Genomic DNA, 20,261 nt, shown 5'->3' on the forward strand with positions numbered 1-20,261 from the left:
GCGTTTCACTCCCTTCTTGGCATGGTCCGTAGACGTCGCTGGCTGATGGCGGCGCTGTCAGTCTTGCTCGTCCTGTGCACAATTCTGATTGCCGCACGCATCTGGATTGCCTCCAACGGTGGTCGCGCTTTTCTGGAGGCACAGATTGATGGTCGAGAAGCCGGGCCACTTGGAACAGTAGAAATTGATGGGCTGCGCGGAGATCCGCTGGACCAGATGTCTGTTGCATGTCTGACCATATCAGATGACGACGGCGTATGGCTCACCGCCGAAGGCATAGACCTTGCCTGGTCGCCCGCGCGTCTCGTATCCCGAACAGTGAAGCTGGACCTGATAGGGGCGGACAGGATCAATGTCATCCGTCGCCCGATCCTCAGCCGACGCGATGAACAGAACTCTTCCGGCTCCAGCAATTGGGCAGTGTCGCTCGATACGCTGGCGATTGACGAGTTATTACTACAGGAAGGCGTCGCAGGCCCTAAGGCGGCCTTTGAAATTGATGGCAATTTCAGCCTACCAAAAACGCGGACGTTTGAACTCGCGCTCACCGCCCTGCCCCTTGAAGGCGCTGGAGACAGGATAGACGCGCGCCTGACGCGCAACGCCTCGGGGGCCTTTCGCATCGATGCGGACATCGAAGCACCAGCCGGCGGAACGATCGCCACCCTCACCAATCTGCCAGAAGGCGAAAACGCCACCCTCATCGCGCGCGCCAGCGGCACGCTGGAATCCGGTGATGGCTTTGCTGAACTGAAACTGTCAGATGCGACAGTCGCCGAACTCACCGCCAAGATCACCGATGGCAAGCTGCGCGCCAACACAACCATCAACGCCGAGCGGTTGCCCGTATCAGACCGGGTAAGACAACTTGTCGGACAATCCGCGCGTGTCACGCTGGACGCCGAAACCGGAAAGAAAAAGGCACCTTTCGAGCTATCGGCGAACGTTGCCTCAGGCACACTGTCCGCCAACGGCACTTATCGGAGTGACAAACGTGATCTTGATGGCCCACTCAATCTTGATCTTTCCTTTACAGGTTTTGAGACGCTTACTGACTTTTCCGCAGACTTGACTTTCACAGGCCAGCTAGCAGACCCGCTGGGGATACCGACAATGTCAGGCGACGCGATTCTGAATCGCCGCGATGGATCCGACCTCCCGTTTGACCAGATTAGCGGGCCGGTGAAGATTCGCTCGAACGAGCAGACAATTAAATTTGAAGGACAATTGGCCGGCAAAGGTATTCTGAAGTCGAACAAAACGGCCTTGCGAATTCTGGGGAAGACGCCAAGTATGCAGGTAGCTGGGGAATACGACCGGACTTCTGGCGAACTGAGCTTGTCTCCCTCCACAGCTCAGCTCGAGCGCGGCAGGGCGGATGCCAGTGGAAACGTATCCACTCGAGACAAGACACTCGACCTGCAGGTCAAACTGCAAAATGTCTCGGGACTGCTCTCAACTGCCCCGAACCTTTCCGCGGGCGGCGTTCTTGCGCTGAACGGCACATTCGACGCACCAAACATTTCAGCAGATCTCCGCATCCAGAATATTGATGCTCTGAACGCAATCGCCGTCGACGCGCTGGGTGCATCTGCCCGGCTGCGAGGTGACATTCAGAAAAAGGGGCAGACGTTTGTCGTTCGCTCCGCATCGCTCGACGGGAGCAATCTCAGCGCAACGGGCTCAGGCAAGTTTGCAGCAAGCGACGCGACCGATCTGGTAGTCCAGCTCGCGCAAAGTGACGCGCTTTCGATCTCTGGCACGCAGATACAGCTTGGCACCGGCACAGTCCGACTGACCGGCTCGAATGGCATTGACGCAGTTCACTTCGCATCTTCCGGTGGCCGCCTCGCGCGGGACAGTGTTGAGATTGAAGGCCTTGAGACAACGATCGAGTTGCAGAATGAGGACAATTCCTGGGCGGGGCCGGTTGAGCTGGCAGGCCAGATGGGACAGCAGCCTGTCGCGGTGAACGCCACCGCCTCTTGGGCCGATAGCGTGTTCGCACTCCGGAACATATCATCCAGATACGACACCGCCCAACTCAGCGGATCGCTGGTTTACGGAGGGGACATTGGGCTCGACATGAACCTGAATGCCACCGGAGACAGATTCGCATTTGAGTCTCGACAAGTGGGCCTGTTCAATGTCGCCGTTCAAATTCGGCGCCCTCCAGAGGAAGACACTTCAATCGTCGCATCTGGCGACGTGCGTGACGTCTGGCTATCCCCTTCATTGCGCTTCGATTCCGTAACAGGGAAGATCCAAAACGCTCCGGAAGGATACAATTTCGCCGTTCAAATCGAACGAGACCATGATGCCCGGCCGACATCACTGGACATGCTTGGATCAGCAGACTTCGCAGCCAATTATCCAAGCGGCCAGATCGAGCTGGATGGCACACTGCTTGGCGAAGCAGTTCGTTCGGTCCAGCCTGTCAGCTGGCGCTTGGGAGACACGCCATCCATCGAGGCGAACCTCGCAATGTTCGGCGGATCGATTGAAGCCCGCATTGAGGAAGACACGCGCACGCCCCGAATGAAGTTCGAGATCGCAAACGTCGACCTGGCCCCCGTGATGGCGTCGGCAGGCATAGCCACCCGGCGCGTGATGGTGAATGGCCGTGGCGACTTCCTGCTATTCGGCGCGAACCCGGAAGGTCAGTTTGACATGGAAGTTGAAGGGCCGCTCCCCGGCCTGGAACGGTCCCTTGCCATCGAACTGGTCGGACAGTTGCGCGGCCAGGCCCTGACGATTGAAGGGGCCGGGGATTATGGGGCCCTTCGACTCGCTGGCGCCGCTTCATTGCCCGTATCCGCCAATCCGGACGGGATTGCGCATCTCAATATGGACGCCCCGGTAGAAGGAACCGCCAACCTCAATGGAGATCTATCGGATCTGCGATCCCTCGCACTTGCCTATGGTCACGACATCGGCGGAATAATCGACGCATCAGCCAGCCTCAGTGGACCACTCAAATCTCCGCAATTCAGCGCCCACGCGGATTTGAGCGATGGCATCTACGAATTTGGCGCAACCAGTCTTCGGCTCGTGAATTTGAGTCTCGAAGCGGCATATGGCGACAATGAGCTACGACTGAATGGATCAGGCGACGGCGCGGACGGCGGCTCCGCCAAGATCCTGGGAGCGTTGTCTAATGACAACACAAGTCTCGAGACCGAGTTTTCGGATCTGCTGCTCTACAATCGCGACGGCGACTCTTTGCGAGCGGATGGCGACATTTCGCTAACCGGAGACGCAGTATCTCGCACAGTGAATGGCAAGCTGGACATCGAATCGGCAGAATTCAATCTCGACAATCTTCCCTCATCGAAAGCCCAAGCGATTGACGTACGATGGATGGAAGACGGCGAGTTCGCAGCCGGCGAAAGCGAATTCCGCCAGTCCCTGGCGCTCGATCTGGCCATCGCAGCTGACCGGCGTGTCTATATCGACGGGCGCGGCCTTGAAAGTGAGTGGAGCGCCAACCTGAAACTGACCGGAACGGCAGCTGACCCGCAACTTAACGGACGCGCCAGTATGCGACGCGGAACACTTGCCCTAGCTGGCCGCCCATTCGTCTTTGACAGTGGGACAGTTTACTTCGATGGGCCCATCCAACGCGCGCGACTGGACATCGAAGCCGAGCGAAGCGTCAACGGTTTTGAAGCGACGGTCGCTTTAACCGGCTCACCGATGCGACCCGACATCGAATTGAGCAGCACACCGGACTTGCCGGAAGACGAGATTCTTTCCCGCCTGCTCTTTGGCCGCTCATCGGTCGACCTGTCCGCACTCGAAGCAGCGCAATTGGCCAATTCAATCGCGCAACTGAGTGGCAATAGCACGGGATTCGACCCGACCTCCGAGCTCCAGGCAGCGTTGGGCGTAGACCGCTTGTCGTTTGGCACGAGTGAAGAAGGAGCCGCCCAAGTAGGTGTGGGACAATACATCGCGGAGGATGTATATCTCGAGTTAAACTCAGCAGGCGCGGCAGGAAGTTCCGTTGAGGTTGAGTGGGAGCCAAGACCTCAAGTCTCGGTTACTTCAGAAACTACTACAGACGGAGAGGCAAGGCTCTCTATAAAGTGGAAAAAAGATTACTGATCGTTACGCAAGTTTAATCCACCTATGGTGGCGACCGCTGCGCCCTATCATGGATTAAACGAATTACACAAAGCGCTGCTTTATATGGGTTTTTTCAAACCCCAAAGCAGTTCAGTATTGGATTCATAATCGGAGCGTAATACGTAAGTCTCCGCGCATTACATTTTTGGGGGTAACGGCAATCTTGCTATAACACCCTTTGCGCGAAAACTTGTCACCTCTGATGGATATATGGAGAGAGCAGATCATGAAGCAATCTACTTCCAGAGCCCCAACGGCAGTCGATCAGATGGTTGGCGAAAAAATCCGAAGACTTCGTCTGGACCGTAATTTGACTCTTGCCGAACTCGGCTCCGAGCTGGGCATCAGCCATCAACAGCTGCAGAAGTACGAAACCGGCACAAATCGCCTCAGCGCCGGCATGCTCGCGAATGTTGCGGATGTTCTCCGCGTTTCCATTGCCAGCCTGTTCGAGGACGAGAACGCGGAAGATAGCAAGGATGCTGATCCGTCCGCCAAGGTGCGGGCAGAGTGTCACTCCTGGATCGATCGGACGCCGTCCAAGGAACGCCTTAGCATGATGGCTAAAGTTCTGCGCGTCATGTCGACTGACTAAGTCCGACCCAACGGCGACCTCAACCTAACCCACTGCACGATTTTTAGCCGCGGGCTCTTGGCCGGTGGCAGACAATTCACTCAGTTCTTTTGGGTGGAGGAAGTCGTCCGTGAACCAAGGCGATGCATCCTTGGCGAACAATGACTTGATCCACTCGATCATGAGATTTCCAAGAGGCGTGCGGCGTGTCTGGTCGGTATAAGCGATCCAGAACTGGATCGGTGCCACTTCAGACATATCCAGCGCCATGAGGTCCGGGAATACTTCCTTGTGATAAGTCGGCAGGAGGGCGATTCCCCCGCCTCGGCGACAAAGCTCGATCATGGCGCTCGCCGAATTCGTCACGAACGCAAAGTCGATCATCTTCTTCAACTCGCCCGCCTTGGGCGCCCATCGCTCGACTTGGCGCACATACGATTCGTGCAAGATGCAGCGATACTGATAGTACTCAAAAAGGCTCGACGGCAGCGTTTCCTGCGCATCCAGATAATCCTGAGAAGCAAAGCCGATATAATGAAGCGTACCCAGCTTGTGGGAGATAATTTCAGGATCCCTCGGCTCGGTGAACTGGATTGCAATATCGACTTCGTCTTTCAGTAGATCAGGCTCCTGCTCCTGAACATGCATACGAACCTGCGCTTTCGGGTGCACCTTCTGAAATTGCGCGAGACGTGGCGCAATCCAGTACGGCCCGACACCATCGCCAGTTCCTATCGTGACGCGCCCCTCTGAGCCATCACTCTGGCCAACAGCCTCGCTCAGCACCTGATTTGCCGCATCTTCCATTTGCCGCGAATAGCGCAGGACGATCTTGCCGGTCTCAGTCAGCTCCATGCCTCGCGTCGACCGCGTGAACAGCTTGCTGCTGAGGAACTTCTCCAATTCATCCATCTTGCGGCTGACGGTCGGCGGCGACTCATTCAGACGAGCAGCGGCAGCCGTCATGCTACCCATCTCAGCCACTACTTTGAAGACGCGGAGCTTGTCCCAATCGATCCGACTCTGGCTCATGACGCCCCCCCAACTTTTGACGATTAGCGCTAGTAGATACACCCTATAGTTTATTGAAGGAAAGGGTAATCGTTCAGTTTCGTTCCGCCCCAGAAAACCTAGTGACTACTAGCAACTATGTTTTAGTTTCCGCCTCCATATGCAAATCCATCTCACGAACAAAACGCTCTAGTGAGGATTGTTGGCACAGCAACCAAGCTTCGTGAACAGAGGCATCTATTACTCCCCCAACTAGTCGAGCGGGAACTTCGAAGCCCTGAGTATACGCTTCATTCGTGAACTGATTTTTAGAAGAAAAATGCAGCTTCCGAGAAAAATAGTCTGCATTCTGCCACAAAACCCGCATATCCTTGCAGCATTATGTCAAAGTCAGACCGCGTGACGAATGGCTCCAACTTCCAAGGCACGGACGATCAGTTCCGTCCGGTTCCGCGAACCGAGCTTGTCCCCAATAGACTTCACGTAAATCTTGATAGTCTCGGGAGACAATCCCAGCTCGCGAGCCATTTCCTTGTTCGTCATTCCGCTTTGAAGCAGTCCGAGGACATCCTGCTCGCGCTCAGTGAACCGAACACTCACCTGGCGATCATGGGCCATTACGCCAAATGACCGGGTCTTCTCAGAGCCTTCATTCTTGCAAATGTCCCGCACCGCCCGGACGAACTCGTGACCCAAAATACTCTTTGAAATGAAGCCATTAGCCCCACCCTCAAGGGCTAATTCGATCTCACCTCTCGAGGCAATACCCGAAAGCGCGATCAACTTTACATCCGGCATGATCTCACGAAAGTTCGCGAAGCCTGATGGAAGAGCCAAGCCGGGCATTCTGATATCAAGCAACGCAACCGCAGTGTCCGGATTGTCGTACAAGGAGCGCACTGCGCTCGCATAGTCTGATGCCTTCACGACCTTTGCCACGTCAGGCCACATCTCCAGCAGGCAGGACAAGGCGTCCACAAACAAGCTGTGATCATCAGCCACAAGAATCTTCATACCAGTTTCACTAGTCACAATATTCGGTCCGATCAGATTATTGATGATGCGCTTTGGTCGCCCATCGCCCCCAAGAGTGTGGAGACAAGTATAGCCCAAACATACACGCCAACTGATACCCCCATATGGCCCCCCCTAATAGCCTCCCCCTCGAAAATTGGGTTTGCTCGTCGGTCAAAATGTTAGCCTAACTCAGTTTCGATACAGCGCCTGAATGCACCTTGCCGTCCAACCTGATGAGGGGATAGACACCAACGAGCAGCCAAAACTGCATATAGAAAAACATATCAATTACTACCCTAAACGGGGGGCATTGCTGCCAAAATTCAAATTGATTCACTGCTTCCTACCAGATGATGCAAGAATGATCATTTGCTAGGCAGTAGCATTGACTTGGAATTCAGCTTGCAGGAAGTGATGTTCCATCAATCAACTTTGGAAATACATCACCCGCAATGTGGCGCATCACGCAGGATGCCCCCGGCGGAACAATATGATGGGACCGCCACCTCACAATGGCAAAGTGAAGCCACCAAGCTTTCCACCCCCCCGAATCTTTGGGAACGGCACATGAGGAATATACGTTAGACTCTAGGCGCCAGTATGTTTGCCGACGCTACGAATGTTTGACGCAACGTCTGAAGCGCATCGGAAAAATTGGGCACACCAAACCGCCAGCAGCATCACACTTCATTGTCACATCACGCATATCCGATCGCGAGGAAATTGAAGACAGTTATGAATAAAGACCAGCCGCTAGACGATGACGAAAGCACAATCTCTTCGCAAAGTCATTTTGTGGAGGGCGTCGCGCACGACTTGAATAATCTGATTGCTGCAACGGCGGGGTTTGCAACACTTATCTTGTCCAACCCGGAGCGCCACGCGCACGTTTATGCTGAACGAATTCTCGCCGCATCACGAATGTCAGGCCTGCTTGTAGAGCGGCTGATACATCCGCACGAGCGACACGAAACTGCAGGCGCTCACAATGTTTCCGATGTCATCGACGAGATCGTGACACTCATAGAGCTTGGATCTGGCAAGAAAACCAAGGTGCACGTCTCCATTGATGAAGCTATCAAGGATTACCAAATTGACGTCACTGATCTGCAACAATTGATCATGAACCTCTCGATCAACGCGCGACACGCCCTGAGGGCGAACAAAACCAACCCCGAACTCACAATCAAAATCAATCATGCGCCAGAGGAGTTCGCAGAACGCCAACCCGACTTCGGCAGCACCACACGCGAACAGAAATATCTCTGCCTTGAAGTATCCGACAACGGAGCCGGCATGGATGAGGCAACACGACGAAACGTGCTGAAACCCTATTTCACCACCAAGAAAGAATTGGGAACCGGCATCGGCCTCGTAATCGTTTCCAATATTGCCAAGTCCTACGACGGCGCAATTTTCATAGATAGCGAACCAGGCCGTGGCACGCAGTTCTCGGTGCTGTGGCCCATATAAGTGGCCAACAGCTACTGCTGTCTAGCCGATTTTTTGCAGCTGGCTTTGCCTGACAGTGACGGGAACCTTTCGCGACAACATGCTAACCAGCAAGGTTACGCGATCCGTATCCGGCAACGAAACCACATCGCCAATCCAGTTGTCGAAAGCACCCGATAGGACGCGCACACGATCCCCAGGCGTAAACTCCGGCTGAACACTTCCTGCTCCCTGTCGATCAGACAGCTCTATCATGCGCTCAACAAGACCGAACGGGAGCTGTGCCAGCTGCCCCCCGAAACTCAGCACCCTGCTTACGCCGATCGTGCTGTTTATCGGATACCAGCTGTCTTTCTCAAGATTTAATTCAACAAACAGGTATCCAGGGAAAAGCGGCTTCTTTCGACGAACAACCTTTCGGGCATGCCGCACATTCTTCTCAAAGGTTGGCAGGAAAGATCGGTAGCCCTGGCGTGAAAGATGGGAGTTGGCAAGAGCCTCCTGTCCTGCCTTGCTTTGCACCACGTACCAGTGCCTGAACTCGCCGCAATGCACTTCATGGCGAACCTGTGCTGCATCAGAAACCACGCAGCTCGAAACCGTTGACATAGATATCCCCCGACAGACTGTTGTTCGTGGGCTGATTTTTATTAATCCAGCCCAGCTGACCCCGTCGTGAATTTAGGTGCCAATGATCTTGCCTCATCGAAAGCCACCCGAGACGGCCCCACATTTGGACTAACCAACAAGCTGGAAAATGAAGCATGACCTGGAACGCCGTCAGATCGGCATACAAAAACGAGCTGAGATTGCGCACAATCCAGCCCGTCAAAAATATACATGTGCTTGTATTGATCGCGATCAGCACAGCTCACCATCACACCATGATGAGCGCAGAAATAATTACACCCCTTACGGACTAATTGGGTCACCATCGTCATCAAGCTCATTAATGATGATGACGCCACCAACAAGCACACCAGCCCCTACCGCGGCGGGAATAACTGGGCTGTTGAACCCAAGTAGAGGTGCACTATCCGGTGCCTGAACTGGTGCAGCACCGAAGTTGCTCGCCTGAAGCTGCACTATTTCTGCTGTGCAAACATTCGCGCCTGTTGCCATTGAACTACTCGCCCCAACACTCACGGGAGAACACCCCGGGGCGGAGACTTGAACCTGGGCATCTGCCCCCGTGATGATCCTGTCGCCTGGCATCAACTGGAAACCGTCCGTCACCGAAACAGTGATCCCGCTGCGCTGCACCTCAACGGCACCTGTCACCCCAGACAAGGTTCCGATGGGACCGCTACCGGCACCTCCTTCCGCCTGATCTGCCGCCGCCATTCCGCAGGCGAATGCGGCGACGATTGTCGCGCTAACCAAAAGACGAGCTTTGTTCATCATCTTATCTTCCCTGCAAGACATTGTTCGTTGTGAACGTGACAGTGCAATATGATTACTTGCCTACGAAAATACCCAATCAACCATCATGTCACCATTCCCCCATTTGGGGGTCAGACGGCAGGTTCTGACACGTCAGCAGAACAAGTTTGAAGTATGTGCCGCGTTTGCCCATCAATCATCAGCGCGCTCAGAACACCACTCCGATACGCGCCGGTATCCAGTCCAATCCGATTGGCACAGGTATCCACCTCGCGACTAATCGTATGACCATGCACGACCACAAGACCATGATCGATGCGCGACCTCAGGAAAGGCTCTCTTATCCAGTGCATGTCCTGCGGTGTCTGATGCTCAAATGGAATCCCGGGACGGATCCCAGCATGCACAAAAAGGTAATCGCCAAAGCGCACATAGTCATGAAATCCGGACATGAACTGAATATCGTCAGATGGAATGGCGGATAGCAAAACTTCACGCAGCTCGAACTCATCCAGATCACGCAGCTCACGGCTTTGCACACCGTAACTCTCCGCACACGCCAAGCCGCCCTGTTGCAACCAGGGTCTAATCAGCTGCGTTTCGCCGCTTAACGCGCGGACGAGAATTTCTTCATGATTCCCGGCGATGAAATGGCATGTGTGCCGCACAGATAATTCGTCTCGCAGAAACTGCACCACGGATCGTGAAGAAGGCCCGCGATCGATCAGATCACCGAGAAACACAAGGGCAAGCTCCTTTGGCGCTCGCCGCGCGTTGTCGTCCTCGATCTGCGCGACCAGATCCAGAAGCAAGTCGAAGCATCCATGAATATCACCAATCGCATAAGCGCGCTTTCCGGGCGAGCCGGACGGACTGGATGATCGCTTCAGTAAATCGAATGGGAACATGGACGATGGTTTCCTAGCGCCTGTTCTGCAAGACCACGGTATCTAAGTGAAGGGCACCGGAGGTCTAAATTGGGCTCCGGATAGGCTCAGCCCCCCCCCCCCATTCGAGCACCCCATCAAGATAACCTAGACCAGGGCGCCCGACCGCACGAGCCAAAGGCTCGGGTCAAGAGAAAACAAACTCATATCTGCCGGGCGCCAAACAAACTGCCCGTCCTCGTCACCTCTCTCGACGAGGTGAATGTCCATGCGATGCTCCCAATTGTACTTTTGCCCATCAAATACAAACGGCATATCTTGTCCTGGATCCAGATGCAGCCTCACACGCTGGATATCCGTATCGCCAGGGCGCTGAGAAGACCGCCCAAACTCCAATACAGGACACCAAGGCCGCCGCACATCAAACGAGGCCGAACTCTCATGAATGTAACTGCATTCGAAATCTACCATCACGCCCAAACGACGAGCCAACAAAATCCGCTCCCGGAACTGATGCCTGTGATTTATGCTTGCGTCTCGCCACCAATTTAGCAGACGCCGCCCACCGACCGGGGCACCATCTATTCCAAAATGACAAATATCAAATTCTGACGACTCCGGCCGGGCAAAGACAATCCGGACATTCATTTGCGGGCGGGTTTCTTTTAGAATCGCGCGAAACCGACACCACGCCTCGCACCAGATCTGGTACGCTGGTGACTTCAATCCGCCACGCCACATAAAATGCGACCTATCCACATAAAGGACCACACCTTCCATGTCCGGTCCGATGCGTTTCAGATAGATACGGACTTGATCCAATCGGCGCTGAATCGCGGCTTTCACGGTATGCTCGGACGCATTGACACTATGTCCACCATCAATCATTGCGAGGAGAAAACGACGACAGTCACCTGGCTCGCCGCCAGGCAGCACTGTCCAGTCATTGTGACCGGCCACCTGCAATTGGCGAACGATATCAAGTCTTGACGCAGGGCTTGCTCGATCCAGGACGACCTCAACCGAATTTGCAATGTCGAACCATTCATCCGAACTCGCACTTAAATGCTCTACGGTAGTTCGCACCGGCTGCATTGTATCCACCCGCCTCTGATTCTTGTTCGATAGATCGAGACTAGCAGCGGACCGCCTTCAGGGGATCAACCTGATGGGGTAACGCATCTGGTAGCCAAAAGAAGTACCACGCCCAGAAAACGGCACTTTCCAACCGCAGAAAAAGAAAAGAAGAATGAACTTTTTCTGCCTACTGAATTCCAGGAAAGCCACTATATTCGTGGGCCGTCTTCTATATATCTCGCGCATCCTCCGAACATGGCGTCGAAATTTTCTGGCAAGATGCAGCACCCCCAGTGCACGAAATGCAATCGGATAGACCAACGAACGACCAAATTTTGATATTCGGAAAATTGACTTCAAAACTTCGTCGAATTCCCCATTGACCTCGCCTACGCAGCTCTATAGCTAGGCCTCGCAAACACGACCCAAATAACTTCCGCGTGAGCTCAAATGCTTGCACCCGGGAGTGCGGTAGCTTTTCATTAGTCGTCTTGCTCAACATCAATAATCAACTTCAGAGCCCGACAGGAATACTTCTCGACGGATATTCGTGAAGCGACTCCCATCACGAGTTTTCGGTCTGCGGAAAGCAAGCGGCCGAAATAGTGTCATCGCCTCTCAAAGCGATTTCACTTTATCCGTTCACTGCTTTCGTTGCTCATGGAAGACACAGCGTAGGCGCGTACGACTAGATGCATAGTCGTTGTACGTCTTGGAAACAGGCAATCTATGTTCTTGAATTCAAACGGACCGGCGCGTGATGTTGACCAGCACATTGATCGCCCCGCATCTTTCCTAATTCAGCACACGAAATCGACTGTTTTAGTATACGCAGATATCGTTTCCGCGATTCTCGCGGTTCTGGTCTCAGTTACGCTTAGCAATGCCATTCGCCCTCTTCTGGGCGCGCGCCCCATAGCGATAGAATCCGTTGAATTTACATTTCACATATCTATCATCTTCGTGTTCACCGTCGCACTATTCGCATGGTTCACCTCCAAGGGTCACTATCGAAGACGAGAGGCGTTGATCAATCGACTCGGACAAATTCTCGGCGGCTGTGGAATGGCATTAATCTGCGCAGCCGCAACACAATTCGCGACTGTTGAGGTTGGGTCACGATTACTCACTCTCTCTTACTGGTTGTTGCTGGTTCCCCTGATTATTATCGGTCGCCTGATTGCCGGACATATACTTCGCTCGGCGAACATCTGGACGAATAATGCTGTCCTGTTTACGGCGCCAAACAGAGCGGACCAGGTTTCAAAGCTCATTGAGAAACACGATGAACTGGGAATTGTGCTCACGAAGAAGTTTTTCTGCTCGGGCAATGCTGCCACTAACCTTCTTAATGCCATGCGGGCAGCCACGAGTTCGGGATCTGTGATCATCTATGCCCCGGCGCCTGAAGACCAGGAACAGCACGAGGTACTCGAATCACTGGTCGCGGAAGGGCTTCCCTTCATGTTCTCTGCTCAGAGCAGCCCACTACCGAACCAGGCCGAGGTACATAACTATCCTCTTGAAGATATTTCTGTCCTGGAAGTGCCCGATGTTCTTGCGAGGCCCTTGGCACTCGCGACGAAGAGACTGTTTGACATCGCAGTGTCTTTCACGATGCTTCTAGTTCTCTCCCCTGTCTTCATTATCATTTCATCGCTCATCAAGCTTGATGGCGGCCCCGCCATGTTCCGACAGGAACGGCTTGGTCGGAACGGCGAAGTATTCAAATGCCTGAAGTTCCGTTCCATGATCATGAATGCGGAAGAACGATTGAGCCAGATGATCGCATCGGATCCCAAAGTCGCCGCTGAATGGAACGCGTATCAAAAACTACAAAAAGATCCGCGCATTACGCGAATTGGAAAAATCATACGGAAAGCCAATCTGGATGAGCTTCCTCAGCTTATCAACATTCTTCGCGGCGACATGAGTTTGGTTGGTCCACGCCCTATGACCATCCCTCAAATCGAAGAGTACGGTCCCTCAATCGCTGCTTACAAACGCATGCGGCCAGGGATTACTGGCATCTGGCAGACAAATGGCCGTAACTCCACCACGTTTGCGGAACGCGCCCGGATGGATGCCTGGTATGTTCGCAACTGGTCTCTTTGGAGAGACTTTATCATTCTTGTACGCACTTTCCGTGAAGTACTCTTCGCTCGCGGTGGATAACCACATCTGAGCTCGCTTCCATAGCGCTGCTTTTGCTAAGCTAATCAAGACAACTGGTATTTTTATGACGCAAAGTTGCGCCCCCCAAAGCTGTTATCGTTTCATATTCGATGGAGCCGAAAAGAGCTCCATTCCAGGACTCGACGGCATCAGGGCCTTTTCCGTTGGACTGGTGATGGTCGCCCATGCAGGGTTCGGTCACATCATACCCGGCGGACTTGGCGTTACCATCTTCTTCGTATTGAGCGGTTTTCTCATAACAAACCTACTGATCTCGGAATGGGAGAATTCAGGAGCACTTTCAATCAGGAACTTTTATGTTCGTCGTTACTTGCGACTGACACCTGAGCTGTACCTATACCTTCTGTTTGTGGTTGCCGCGGGCCTCATCTTGTCAAATATCAACTGGATGGATGTAATCGCGCCCGCCTTTTATTTCGCGAACTACGCAAAGATCTTCAAATGGACGAGCGAGACCAGTTTGTTTCCAGTCGGACACTTCTGGTCACTTGCTATCGAAGAACACTTCTACATCGTGATGCCTGCAGCTTATTATCTAACTCGGAAGTCTCCATTCCGATTTGTTTTTCTGGCAGTTCTCTACATCATCCTTGTTCCATTCTATCGCGTGTACGCTTTTGAGAATTTCGCGATCGAACGCATCTCCTACGCAAACAGCGTTTATACGTACGTCGCAACAGAGAGCCGGATCGACTCCCTCTTGATCGGGTGCGTAATGGCAATCGTATGTCGCTATCGCTTTGCGAAAGTTTCGACATTCGTCTCAAAGACGTGGCCTATCATACTGTTCGCGTCCATAGCGTTGATGCTCGTTGCACTCGCCATTCGGAGCCATGAGTTCAGATCGACATACAGATACTCGCTTCAGAATATCTCCATTATTCTGTTCATGTTCTTCCTGTTCTTCTCCCAGTTCGGAGCCTTCATTATCGGTCTACTCGACGTCCCGGTCCTCAAACTGTTGGGAAGACTGTCTTATGGGATGTATATTTGGCATCTCGCTCCCTGTAATTACCTGCGATCAATGGGTGATTATGTTGGCGTCGGAAATGGATACGGAACTCTTGTTGCTAACGCAATTATCGTCTTTATCGTGACCATTCCGATAGCCTGGCTATCGGAACGATACGCACTTGCTCCCTTTCAGGCACTACGTCGAAAATTCGGTTCCGTTGGACACTGAACCAACGAGCCTTTCCACACCTCCCATCCGTCGAACCACCCCCAACAGACGTTGAAATGTCAGCGCTGAACACGCCCTTGCGTGAGCTCTGCACATCTCTGTCAGAACGGGACGACTATCAAACAAAGGATACCCCGTATGAAAGTAGCAATTTTTGGACTGGGCTACGTCGGCTTTACCGCAATGTGCTGTATCGCATCAGAGGGCCACAGCGTCATTGGCTTTGACGTCAGTGGCCAGAAGGTAGACAAGATCAACAGAGGTGTCGCACCTTTTAGCGAACCTGGAATTCAAGAGCTTTTGACCGAAGTTAAAGATGCTGGACGAGTGTCCGCCTTCACTGACATTGGGGATAGGCTGGCCGACGTAGATCTCGCGATTGTATGTGTGGGGACACCGAGCGCTCCGGACGGATCTCACAATATGTCCTATATTGCTGAAGTATCGCGTCAGATCGCACAGGCAGTAGACCCAAATAGAAGTTCACCCCTAACCGTCGCATACAGATCTACCGTCCGTCCTGGTACGGTTACTGGATTGGTCGAGCCCATTTTCCGCTCCGAACTCGGGGACGAAGTCTTCGATCGCACGATTGAACTTGTCTACAACCCGGAGTTCTTGCGCGAAGCCGCGGCGATCAAAGACTATTTCGAACCACCGAAGATCATCATTGGCACGCGCGATGGGAAACCGAGTGCAAATATGGACAAACTGAACGCTAACATCAAAGCACCAGTCTTCTATGTCGGCTATGGCGAGTCTGAAATTACCAAGTTCGTCGATAACACTTGGCACGCGGTAAAAGTTGCTTATGCAAATGAAATCGGACGTGTCTGCATGCAACTCGGTATCAGCGCTGCCAAAACACACGAGATCTTCATCTCAGATACAAAATTGAACATTTCTCCGTATTACACCCGACCTGGCGGAGCATTCGGCGGATCCTGCCTACCAAAGGATGTCAGAGCGCTTCAATACATTTCTGGTGATTGTGGTGCTGGCACGTATTTGATCGATTCACTACTTCGCTCGAACGACGCACACAAATTCAGACTTTATGAGATGACAACAAAAGGCCTCAAAGCGGGCGCCAAGGTTCTTCTCGTTGGGTTGGCCTTCAAGGCGAATACTGACGATTTGAGAGAAAGCCCAAATATTGACCTTGCACGAAATCTGCTGAAAGACGGATACGATTTGTCGATCTTCGATCCGGCGGTTGATGCAACTAAACTCGTCGGCGCGAACTTGGGTTATGCCTATACCCAACTTCCCGCACTGCAAAACCTACTGGTATCCAAAGAGATTGCTGAAACCCAGCAGTATGACCGGATCATCGTTGCCAACCCAACCATCAAACAATTGAACCTTGCAGAAGGACAGGACATCGTCGACCTGAATGCGCTCGCATGAACGTCATCAATCTCCGAAGCGTTAATAAAGGCGAGCTCCAGCCGGACGTTCAGTCCAGTTGGCAAGATCGCCTGAAGCACGAAGGCAAACTCGATGGTCGCAAAATATTGATCATCGTAGAGAACCTTCCTCTGCCATTCGATCGTCGCGTCTGGCAGGAATGTCGGACGCTTGTCGCGGCAGGCGCGGAAGTTTCCGTGATCTGCCCAACGGGAAAAGGCTTCGAAGAACGATATGAATATCTCGAGGGTGTCCATATCCATCGCCATCCACTGCCGGTCGATGCAAAAGGCGCCCTTGGCTATCTCGCAGAATATTCAGCCGCACTGTTTTGGGAAACGGTGCTGGCGTGGAAGATATTTGTGTCCCGTGGGTTCGATACGATTCAGGGGTGTAACCCACCCGACCTGCTGTTCCTCGTCGCCTGGCCGTTCAAACTACTCGGTCGGAAGTACATCTTTGATCATCACGACATCAATCCCGAACTATACGAAGCGAAATTCAACCGCCGCGGTTTGTTCTGGCGATTGATGGTTCTTTTGGAGAAACTGAACTTCAAAAGCGCTGATGTTGTGATCAGCACAAACAATAGCTATCGCGATATCGCCCACAGCAGAGGTGGGAAGAAACCAGAAGACACGTTCGTTGTTCGCTCTGGTCCGGACCTGACGCGCCTTAGGCAAATGCCCAACAATGACTCGCTTCGGAACGGACGTAAATTCCTCATTGGCTATGTTGGAGTCATGGGGGATCAGGAAGGCATCGACCTCCTGCTCGAAGCGGCGCATCACATCGTCTTCGAACGAGCGCGCTCGGATATTCAGTTCTGCCTCGTCGGCGGAGGCCCCAGCCTCGATGCGCTGAAAGATCAGTGTCGATCGCTCGGCCTCGAAGACTATGTCGATTTCACCGGTCGCGCGCCAGATAATGTCCTGTTCGAAGTTCTTTCGTCGGCAGATGTCTGCGTGAACCCCGATCGGGTAAACCCAATGAATGATCAGTCCACGATGAACAAGATTCTTGAGTACATGGCGTTCTCAAAACCCATTGTTCAATTCGATGTCCGGGAAGGTCGCTACAGCGCGCAAGACGCATCTCTGTATGCCAATGCGAATGACAGTACGGACATGGCGGACAAGATCCTTGAACTCGTCGACAATCCAGAAAAACGTGCGCGAATGGGCGCCTATGGAAGGCAACGAGTAGAGAGCGAGCTCTCTTGGGACTTCCAAGTCGACACACTGATTGATGCGTACTGCCGCGTGAACGAGCGATAGTTACAAATGCCGATTCTTGCTGACACCTTCCCACGGTATCTGGAGCACGATCCGCTTGTTCCAGTGTTCTGTCTGACACCTGGAAGCAAGCCTGCAATTCATCGATTCTTCGACACGTCACCCATTAGCCCTTCCGGACGATACCTCGTGGTAACGGAGTTTCCGTTCGAAGACCGAGTACCTGCTCCAGGAGACCACGCCGATGTCGTGGTTATAGACTTGGTGATGGGTGTTGAGGTCTATCGCTCTGCCACAGCCGCTTGGGATACCCAATTAGGGGCACAGGCCCAATGGGGAAAAACGGACACAGACCTCTTCTTCAATCGGATGGATTCTACCACATGGGTTCCATTCGGTGTGAGGGTTGACATACTCGGCCAGTCCGAACGAAAGCTGCAGCATACGGTATACATGGTCTCTCCGGATGGAGACCACGCTCTATCCCCCTGCCTTCGTCGTATCGCCCACGTTCAACCTGGATATGGCGTCATCGTTCGTGACCTATCACGTCTTAAACATTCGGGCGCGAGCAGTAGCGACGGAATTCACATCATCGATACGAGGACAGGAGAGTCCCGACTTCTGGTATCATTGGCGGAAATTGTCGCGGCACAGCCTGAAACGTTTGAGGACATTGATCTAGGAACTGGTGGGTTCTACGGGTTTCACGTCAAATGGAACCCGCAGGGTACGCGGATCATGTTCGTGATTCGGTGGGTAGGCGATAATGGGCGGCGGGAGAGTTATCTCATCACCTGCGATCGTGACGGTGGGAACATCCACACAGCTATCGACGCGGCCACCTGGCGTGGCGGGCATCATCCCAATTGGTGCCCACACGGAGAAACGATCGTCATGAACTTGGTAGAACGCAAGCCACGTTCATTGCTCACACCAGTGAAACGGCTTTTGGAGAAAGCGACACGCAAAGCTTCGTCAAAACTCAAAGTTGATTTCCGGCTCACCTCAAACGACGAAGTGTTGCGGTTCGCGTTATTTAAATATGACGGCAGCAACTTTCGATATGTTGGCAAACCACATCGCGGGTCCGGTCACCCTACCATGTGCCCAGGCCAAACTCATGTCCTGACTGACGCTTATCCGCGCGAACCCGTTTCCTACGTCGACGGCAGCGTACCCATTCGGCGTGTTGGAATTGATGGAGCGCACGCTCAGGAATTAGTTCGCATTGATGCAACCCCAACCATAAATGGTCCAAAATCCGCGCTACGTATCGATCCTCACCCAGCGTGGACACGGGACAATTCCGCAATCGTCTTCAACGGAGCCGTCAATGGCTCAAGACGTGTTTTCATTGCATTGATGGAAAACCTGAAATGACTCCATCCTATGCATATCCCACAGCAAGAAATGGCATGAGGATATCATTATCCAGTATAATGGCATTCTTCGCAGTAATCGTATTCTCAGGTGCGTTCATCGAACAGTGGATCTTTGGGCCTGGATTCGACCGGAACATTTCATTTTCGGATCGCATACTGAACACATCGAAATTTATCCCGGTCTATTTGTTCTTCATGCTTCGCCTGATGAAAAGCAAACGAGCACTTCGAATCAATCTTTATTATCAATGGCCGATCGTACTCTTCGCGGGATTTTATATTGCCTCTTCCGCATGGTCGATGGATTACGTTTTCTCGTTCATCAACGCGATGATTTTCCTGTGCACCATTCTCACGGCTTGGGGGATTGCAAGCGCACTCAGGTATGATCAGTTTTTGAAAGCTGCGTTCTATGCACTATTGGTGATAGCGGCAGGAAGTCTACTCTATATTCTTTTCCTCCCTTCCTATGGCGTCATGAGAGGTGTTGATCAGGAATCCTTCACAAACCTGGCAGGCCTTCCACAGGGCGTATTCAAGCATAAGAGCCGTCTCGCTGAGATCATGAGCATCGCTTTTATCGTATCGTTTTTTTCCAAAGGATACATCAAGCGGTCTCATCGCTTCCTACTTGCCGGGCTAAGCGCGTATTTGTTGCTGTCGACTGAAGCAAGCCTCAAAACGGCGGGGCTTATTGGCAGCATCAGCGTGATGTTTGCATGGGAACTTTTTGTTCAAACATTCCGAGACAAAGTGATTTCTTCGGTGATGGCATCAATTGCGTTTCTCGTGCCGGCTCTGGTATTTATAGCGCTTATTCAAACTGTGTTGCTCGCATCGGGCGAGGACATGACTTTGACGGGCCGGACAATCATCTGGGAACATGCGGTTCAGGTCGCTATGCGATCACCAATAATCGGGTTTGGACCGTCATCGATCTGGGGCTCTGCTTTGGGATTTGTTCCCGAGTTGCCGCTATTCAAAATCCCTCATGCTCACAACACATTTCTTGAGCTATTTTTACAGACGGGTTTTCTCGGATTAGGCATGGTGCTCTGGTACCTGGCCCGCTGTCTGGGGCTCGTTCTGTACGGCCACAACGAAATCAACTCTCGCTCACGCATAGCATTTCTGATTGTCTGGTCCGGGCTGGCTCGGTCAACGTTTGAGTTCGGATTGTTTCAAGGAAACAATCTCTCCTTCCTGTTTATGCTCATCGTCGTCTCCATCCAGTTTCTTCAAAAGGCAGACGTCCACTCACTCAGTAAACCCAGCGCCATCGACAGCAACACTGTTGGATGGAAGCACCCGACGAAGGCTTAA

General features: G+C 52.8%; 15 protein-coding genes. 9 read left to right on the forward strand and 6 right to left on the reverse strand.

Features of this window, described 5'->3' with window-relative positions; translation table 11 throughout:
• Window positions 1-21: 21 nt before the first annotated feature.
• On the forward strand, window positions 22-4,107 hold the full coding sequence (locus HY36_RS06480) for a translocation/assembly module TamB domain-containing protein (RefSeq protein ID WP_162175955.1): 4,086 nt from the start codon (window positions 22-24) through the stop codon (window positions 4,105-4,107).
• A 247-nt stretch (window positions 4,108-4,354) separates the two neighbouring features.
• Complete coding sequence (locus tag HY36_RS17730; protein WP_162175956.1) at window positions 4,355-4,723, forward strand: helix-turn-helix domain-containing protein; 369 nt, start codon at window positions 4,355-4,357, stop codon at window positions 4,721-4,723.
• 24 nt (window positions 4,724-4,747) lie between these two features.
• Here HY36_RS17730 and HY36_RS06490 read toward each other — a convergent pair whose 3' ends face one another.
• Together HY36_RS06490 and HY36_RS06495 are read right to left on the reverse strand one after the other, a co-directional pair.
• A complete protein-coding gene (locus HY36_RS06490; RefSeq protein WP_035550141.1) occupies window positions 4,748-5,734 on the reverse strand; it encodes a LysR family transcriptional regulator in 987 nt (328 codons plus the stop codon).
• 369 nt (window positions 5,735-6,103) lie between these two features.
• Window positions 6,104-6,727 carry a response regulator transcription factor gene (locus tag HY36_RS06495; protein WP_035550143.1) on the reverse strand — a complete coding sequence of 208 codons (624 nt, stop codon included), beginning with the start codon at window positions 6,725-6,727 and terminating at the stop codon, window positions 6,104-6,106.
• 657 nt (window positions 6,728-7,384) lie between these two features.
• On the opposite strand from HY36_RS06495, the gene HY36_RS06500 reads away from it, so the two are divergent.
• Window positions 7,385-8,203, forward strand: a complete 819-nt coding sequence (locus tag HY36_RS06500) for an ATP-binding protein (RefSeq protein WP_155841753.1) — start codon at window positions 7,385-7,387, stop codon at window positions 8,201-8,203.
• 21 nt (window positions 8,204-8,224) lie between these two features.
• On the opposite strand, the gene nusG is transcribed toward HY36_RS06500, so the two are convergent.
• The 4 genes from nusG to HY36_RS06520 form a co-directional block, all read right to left on the reverse strand.
• Window positions 8,225-8,791 (reverse strand): transcription termination/antitermination protein NusG, encoded by a 567-nt coding sequence (gene nusG, locus HY36_RS06505; RefSeq protein WP_051602568.1) that lies wholly within the window; start codon window positions 8,789-8,791, stop codon window positions 8,225-8,227.
• Between the two features lie 303 nt (window positions 8,792-9,094).
• Window positions 9,095-9,586, reverse strand: a complete 492-nt coding sequence (locus HY36_RS06510; protein ID WP_035550148.1) for a hypothetical protein — start codon at window positions 9,584-9,586, stop codon at window positions 9,095-9,097.
• A gap of 110 nt (window positions 9,587-9,696) precedes the next feature.
• The gene (locus tag HY36_RS06515) at window positions 9,697-10,473 is read right to left on the reverse strand and encodes a metallophosphoesterase (protein WP_035550152.1); all 777 of its coding nucleotides are present in this window, start codon (window positions 10,471-10,473) and stop codon (window positions 9,697-9,699) included.
• 126 nt (window positions 10,474-10,599) lie between these two features.
• Complete coding sequence (locus HY36_RS06520; RefSeq protein WP_035550155.1) at window positions 10,600-11,547, reverse strand: hypothetical protein; 948 nt, start codon at window positions 11,545-11,547, stop codon at window positions 10,600-10,602.
• Window positions 11,548-12,258: 711 nt separating this feature from the next.
• On the opposite strand from HY36_RS06520, the gene HY36_RS17735 reads away from it, so the two are divergent.
• The 6 genes from HY36_RS17735 to HY36_RS06550 all read left to right on the forward strand — a co-directional run bounded on the left by HY36_RS17735 (window position 12,259) and on the right by HY36_RS06550 (window position 20,261).
• Entirely contained in the window at window positions 12,259-13,704 is a 1,446-nt protein-coding gene (locus tag HY36_RS17735) for an exopolysaccharide biosynthesis polyprenyl glycosylphosphotransferase (protein ID WP_051602569.1), read from the forward strand.
• Between the two features lie 64 nt (window positions 13,705-13,768).
• Window positions 13,769-14,908 carry an acyltransferase family protein gene (locus tag HY36_RS06530; RefSeq protein WP_051602570.1) on the forward strand — a complete coding sequence of 380 codons (1,140 nt, stop codon included), beginning with the start codon at window positions 13,769-13,771 and terminating at the stop codon, window positions 14,906-14,908.
• 138 nt (window positions 14,909-15,046) lie between these two features.
• The gene (locus tag HY36_RS06535; protein ID WP_035550157.1) at window positions 15,047-16,318 is read left to right on the forward strand and encodes a nucleotide sugar dehydrogenase; all 1,272 of its coding nucleotides are present in this window, start codon (window positions 15,047-15,049) and stop codon (window positions 16,316-16,318) included.
• Complete coding sequence (locus HY36_RS06540) at window positions 16,315-17,595, forward strand: glycosyltransferase family 4 protein (RefSeq protein WP_081806068.1); 1,281 nt, start codon at window positions 16,315-16,317, stop codon at window positions 17,593-17,595. Before HY36_RS06535 ends, HY36_RS06540 begins: the two co-directional genes overlap by 4 nt.
• A 6-nt stretch (window positions 17,596-17,601) precedes the next feature.
• A complete protein-coding gene (locus tag HY36_RS06545; protein WP_155841755.1) occupies window positions 17,602-18,936 on the forward strand; it encodes a hypothetical protein in 1,335 nt (444 codons plus the stop codon).
• 59 nt (window positions 18,937-18,995) lie between these two features.
• Window positions 18,996-20,261 carry an O-antigen ligase family protein gene (locus HY36_RS06550; RefSeq protein ID WP_035550162.1) on the forward strand — a complete coding sequence of 422 codons (1,266 nt, stop codon included), beginning with the start codon at window positions 18,996-18,998 and terminating at the stop codon, window positions 20,259-20,261.

The organism is Hyphomonas atlantica corrig., assembly GCF_000682715.1.
Classification (GTDB): domain Bacteria; phylum Pseudomonadota; class Alphaproteobacteria; order Caulobacterales; family Hyphomonadaceae; genus Hyphomonas; species Hyphomonas atlantica.

What these genes read in the sequence shown, in the direction of transcription:
- HY36_RS06480 (WP_162175955.1), top strand. Translation starts at nt 22, where the DNA reads ATGGTCCGTAGACGTCGCTGGCTGATGGCGGCGCTGTCAGTCTTGCTC.
- HY36_RS17730 (WP_162175956.1), top strand. Translation starts at nt 4,355, where the DNA reads ATGAAGCAATCTACTTCCAGAGCCCCAACGGCAGTCGATCAGATGGTT.
- HY36_RS06490 (WP_035550141.1), bottom strand. Translation starts at nt 5,734, where the DNA reads ATGAGCCAGAGTCGGATCGATTGGGACAAGCTCCGCGTCTTCAAAGTA.
- HY36_RS06495 (WP_035550143.1), bottom strand. Translation starts at nt 6,727, where the DNA reads ATGAAGATTCTTGTGGCTGATGATCACAGCTTGTTTGTGGACGCCTTG.
- nusG (WP_051602568.1), bottom strand. Translation starts at nt 8,791, where the DNA reads ATGTCAACGGTTTCGAGCTGCGTGGTTTCTGATGCAGCACAGGTTCGC.
- HY36_RS06510 (WP_035550148.1), bottom strand. Translation starts at nt 9,586, where the DNA reads ATGATGAACAAAGCTCGTCTTTTGGTTAGCGCGACAATCGTCGCCGCA.
- HY36_RS06515 (WP_035550152.1), bottom strand. Translation starts at nt 10,473, where the DNA reads ATGTTCCCATTCGATTTACTGAAGCGATCATCCAGTCCGTCCGGCTCG.
- HY36_RS06520 (WP_035550155.1), bottom strand. Translation starts at nt 11,547, where the DNA reads ATGCAGCCGGTGCGAACTACCGTAGAGCATTTAAGTGCGAGTTCGGAT.
- HY36_RS17735 (WP_051602569.1), top strand. Translation starts at nt 12,259, where the DNA reads ATGTTCTTGAATTCAAACGGACCGGCGCGTGATGTTGACCAGCACATT.
- HY36_RS06530 (WP_051602570.1), top strand. Translation starts at nt 13,769, where the DNA reads ATGACGCAAAGTTGCGCCCCCCAAAGCTGTTATCGTTTCATATTCGAT.
- HY36_RS06535 (WP_035550157.1), top strand. Translation starts at nt 15,047, where the DNA reads ATGAAAGTAGCAATTTTTGGACTGGGCTACGTCGGCTTTACCGCAATG.
- HY36_RS06540 (WP_081806068.1), top strand. Translation starts at nt 16,315, where the DNA reads ATGAACGTCATCAATCTCCGAAGCGTTAATAAAGGCGAGCTCCAGCCG.
- HY36_RS06545 (WP_155841755.1), top strand. Translation starts at nt 17,602, where the DNA reads ATGCCGATTCTTGCTGACACCTTCCCACGGTATCTGGAGCACGATCCG.
- HY36_RS06550 (WP_035550162.1), top strand. Translation starts at nt 18,996, where the DNA reads ATGGCATTCTTCGCAGTAATCGTATTCTCAGGTGCGTTCATCGAACAG.